Source organism: Enterobacter sp. MGH 37, from assembly GCF_000534515.1.
GTDB classification, from domain to species: Bacteria; Pseudomonadota; Gammaproteobacteria; order Enterobacterales; family Enterobacteriaceae; genus Enterobacter; species Enterobacter kobei.
On record NZ_KI973210.1, the window covers coordinates 1 to 3,932 of the forward strand.

Here is a 3,932-nt window from a genome sequence, read left to right on the forward strand (position 1 = left end):
CTGCTGACCGGCAGGCGGCTCCAGCCGTACTACGACCGCGCCGACCGGCCGCGCATCGATGCCTGGCAGACCATCGTGAACGGCAGACTGGGGCTGCATGACCCGAACGCGCCGGAAAACCGCCGGGCGCTGGTCACGCCGTCCGGACTGCCGAAAACGAAGCAGGAGGCCACTGAAGCCATCACGCGCGGACTGCTGACCCTTGCTTCGTCCGGGGAGCTGAAAAACCGTCAGGACGTCACTGAGGCGCTGGAACGGTCAGGTTTTGAGGTGGTGCGCACCACGAAAAGCAGTATCAGCATTGCCGACCCGGACGGGGGGCGAAACATCCGACTGAAGGGAGCCATCTATGAGCAGTCTTTTAACGCTGGCGAAGGACTTAGAGCAGCAATCGAAAGCGCAGCAGCAGAGTACCGGCGAGATGCTGAAAGCCGCATTCAGCGAGCACGAGCAGTCTGTCAGAGCGGAACTGAGCGCAAGCGCGAGGAGAATCAGCGACGCCATCCTCGCACACGAGCAGAGTATGAGCGAGGCGATGGAGAAAAACCGGCGGAGCGTACTGCGGACTGCCGGGCGGACATGGTTCACCATCCTGATGGTGTCAGCGCTGCTGATCGGCACGAGCGGGAGCATACTGTGGTGGCAGGGGCAGCAGATAACCGACAATTACACGCATCTTCGTCAGCAGGAAGATACCCTGGCGAAAATGACTGCCCGGACGTGGGGAGTGCGCTATCAGGAGAGCAGCGACGGCCGGAGGTTTCTTATCCTGCCGCCCGGGATGCAAACCGAAGCCATCCCCTACGACGGGACGACATGGATCCGCCTGAAACAGGAGTAGCGGAAAATGACAGAGCTGGAAAAGCAGTTGCTGAGCGCATTAGAGCAGCTACAGCAGGACTACTCGCAAAGGCTGGACGAATGGGAGAGCGCCTTCGCGGAATGGCGGAGCATGTGTGGGCTTATGCAACGGGAGAACGCGGTGCTGAACGAGCGCGTGTCGGACTTGAGCACGCAGGTGCTGAGTTTAAGCGAGCAGCTGCGCCGCTTGTCCGGGAACTGAATGCCATCGAGGAGAAGGCTGCACTGGAGTATCAGCGTCAGAACGAGCTGGAGCTGACGCTCCGACAGAAGCAGAAGAGTTTCGATGGTCCGAAGATGAGGTGACAGCCCGCACGAAGAAGGGCTCATCGCGTTCCTGCTAAATAGGCTGACTACCGGAATGGTAGTGACTTATCCCGGAGGAAGTGATGAAAATTCTCAACGTTATTGAAGCCCTGCTGAACTGTTTTTACCTGGTGATGGAGCTGTGTGAGTTGCCGGAGAGGCATTTGCCGGTTTTTAAGGCGTTCGCGCTGATTTTAGTGTGACTTTACGCTGCATGCATCTGGCTGCATGACTATGCATCAGTGTAATATCCAGCGGCTGCGTTTTTGGTGTTTTTTCGTCATGTCTGTCGCCACTTTCTCGCGTCTGGCACCGGAAACGCAGCCAACCCCGTTTCTGCGGTGCGGGCAAGGGGTGTTATGTTAAAAGCCGAGGTCTGGCGGATACGGAAAAAATTATGCCGGCCGGGCTTATGCCCGCGGCAATCCGGCCGATACTTAAATTATCCTTCACAAAGGATGTGCTGCGATCCAGGCAGTTGAGTGTTTTCCGGCTCCCGGATGTGAGCCATTTTTTTGCCTTCTGATGCCTGTTAATGCATGCGGAGCTGCGCTGGTTCTTCCAAGATTGATAGACGCCAGCTTCTCTGCTGGAGCCGGCGGATTTGCCGTAAATATGAACATTTTCTTATTGTTCAGCCCGCTAAAGATGGCGGGTTTTTTACGCGTGAAATCCGGAGCCGGACATCATGCCGGCATGGCTGAAGAGCGGGCTTTTTCCCGCCCTGTCGCAGTAATATATAACGCTACATAAGGAGTAGCCGATAACCATGGCAGTACTTACATTATCCGGGCAATCTGATTCATATGTTTTCACTTAAAAATATGTTCTCCCTGAACCTCCAGCGATCAGCCATTTCGTATGACGCAATTTGTCAGAATAAGCCTGTCATTGAGTTCAGTCCGGAGGGGGTGATAAATAAAGCCAGCCCGCTTTTTCTCTCCACTATGGGGTACAGGGCTGATGAAATAATCGGTCACCACCATCGTATATTCTGCCCGCCCTCGCTGGTAAGTTCACCGGAATACAGCCAGTTCTGGCAGCGCCTTGCCAGGGGAGAAAGCTTTAGTGGCAAGTACCTGCGGCTGGCAAAGGGAAATCGTTCCGTATGGCTTGAAGCCAGTTATATCCCCGTTTCTGACAGGCGCGGCCGTGTTATCAGAGTCATTAAAATTGCTGCCGATATTTCTGAGCGCGTGCATTCTGCTCTTGAGCAGGAAGCAGTCGTAAATGCCATAAACCGTTCTATGGCCATCATCACCTTCAATCCTGAAGGGATCGTGCTTGAAGCAAATGAAAATTTCGTCAATGCCACTGGCTATAAGCGGGATGAAATCATAGGTAAGCATCATCGTCTGTTCTGTGCCGAGACGCTTTACAAAAGTGATGAATACCGACATTTCTGGGAGAGTCTGAATCAAGGTGAGTTTTTTTCTGGTCTGTTTCCACGCCTTAACCGTCAGGGAGACCCTCTGTGGTTCCGTGCAACTTATAACCCTGTCTTTAACAGTGATGGGCAGCTTTATAAAATTGTGAAATTCGCTACAGATGTTACGGCTGATGTCCTGCGAAACCAGAGAGAGCAAGAGGCTGCTGTGCATGCATGGGATATGGCCGTGCAGACCCGAGAAAGTGCGCAGAACGGTGCCAATGTTATTGAAAATAGCATCCTTATGATTGACAGAATTGCGCAGGGGATGGGGGCTGTCTCCACCGATATCTCACGGCTCAACAATCAGTCTGAAAGTATTGACGATATGGTGGAAACCATCCGGAAGTTTGCCATGCAGACAAGACTTATTGCACTGAATGCCGCGATTGAAGCAGCAAGGGCTGGCGCATCCGGAAGAAGTTTTGCGGTTGTTGCCGCAGAAGTGCGTAATCTTGCGGCGAGCGTCAGTAGCGCGACTGAAGAAATTGAGCAAGTCGTGGCCAGCAATAGTCAACTGGCCAAGGATGTTCTCTGTGGCATTGAAAACAGCCTGATGAACACTCGGGAAGGGGTTACACTCATGCGCGAAGCGGGTGAAGTTATGACCAGCATTCAGAGGAATGCTGCAGGGGTTGAGACTGCGGTTAAGGATGTCGCCATTTCAGTTAAAGCCGGATAGGCCATGGTGCATATCCCCATATCTGTCGAACATCACAGATGATCTTCTTGAGATCCTTTCCGTTGCGTCGTAATCTCTTGCTCTGAAAACGAAAAAACCACCCGGCAAGGTGGCTTTTTCGAAGGTTCGCAAGAGTTGACGCTCTTTTGAACCGCGGTAACTGGCTTGGAGGAGCACAGTCACCAAAACTGTCCTTTCAGTGTAGCCTTATCGCACCCGAAACTTCAAGACTCTCCTCCTCTAAACCTGTTACCAGTGGCTGCTGCCAGTGGCGCTTTGTCGTGTTTTTCCGGATTGGACTCAAGTTGATAGTTACCGGATAAGGCGCAGCGGTCGGACTGAACGGGGGGTTCGTGCATACAGTCCAGCTTGGAGCGAACTGCCTTCCCGGAACTGAGTGTCAGGCGTGGAATGAGACAAACGCGGCCATAACAGCGGAATGACACCGGTAAACCGAAAGGCAGGAACAGGAGAGCGCACGAGGGAGCCATCAGGGGGAAACGCCTGGTATCTTTATAGTCCTGTCGGGTTTCGCCACCACTGATTTGAGCGTCAGATTCTGTGATGCTCGTCAGGGGGGCGGAGCCTATGGAAAACCGGCTCTGCCGTGGCCTTATCGCTTCCCTGTTAAGTTTCTTCCTGGCATCTTCCAGG

The 3,932-nt window shown here is 53.5% G+C and carries 3 protein-coding genes and 1 pseudogene; all 4 read left to right on the top strand.

Translation table 11 applies throughout. The annotated features are described in order from the left end of the window. Nucleotides 1–54 precede the first annotated feature (54 nt). Nucleotides 55–315: pseudogene (locus L383_RS26610) on the top strand (relaxase/mobilization nuclease domain-containing protein); the annotation flags it as partial. A gap of 34 nt (nucleotides 316–349) precedes the next feature. Continuing rightward, nucleotides 350–841 (top strand): MbeB family mobilization protein, encoded by a 492-nt coding sequence (locus tag L383_RS00040; RefSeq protein ID WP_032629998.1) that lies wholly within the window; start codon nucleotides 350–352, stop codon nucleotides 839–841. Nucleotides 842–847: 6 nt separating this feature from the next. Next, nucleotides 848–1,063, top strand: coding sequence for an MbeD family mobilization/exclusion protein (locus L383_RS00035; protein WP_000137422.1), 216 nt, complete (start codon nucleotides 848–850; stop codon nucleotides 1,061–1,063). A 910-nt stretch (nucleotides 1,064–1,973) separates the two neighbouring features. Beyond that, nucleotides 1,974–3,278, top strand: coding sequence for a methyl-accepting chemotaxis protein (locus tag L383_RS00030; RefSeq protein ID WP_007899670.1), 1,305 nt, complete (start codon nucleotides 1,974–1,976; stop codon nucleotides 3,276–3,278). The last annotated feature ends 654 nt before the right edge of the window (nucleotides 3,279–3,932 follow it).

Coding starts and splice junctions, on each gene's coding strand:
- L383_RS00035 (WP_000137422.1), top strand. CDS start 848: ATGACAGAGCTGGAAAAGCAGTTGCTGAGCGCATTAGAGCAGCTACAG.
- L383_RS00030 (WP_007899670.1), top strand. CDS start 1,974: ATGTTTTCACTTAAAAATATGTTCTCCCTGAACCTCCAGCGATCAGCC.
- L383_RS00040 (WP_032629998.1), top strand. CDS start 350: ATGAGCAGTCTTTTAACGCTGGCGAAGGACTTAGAGCAGCAATCGAAA.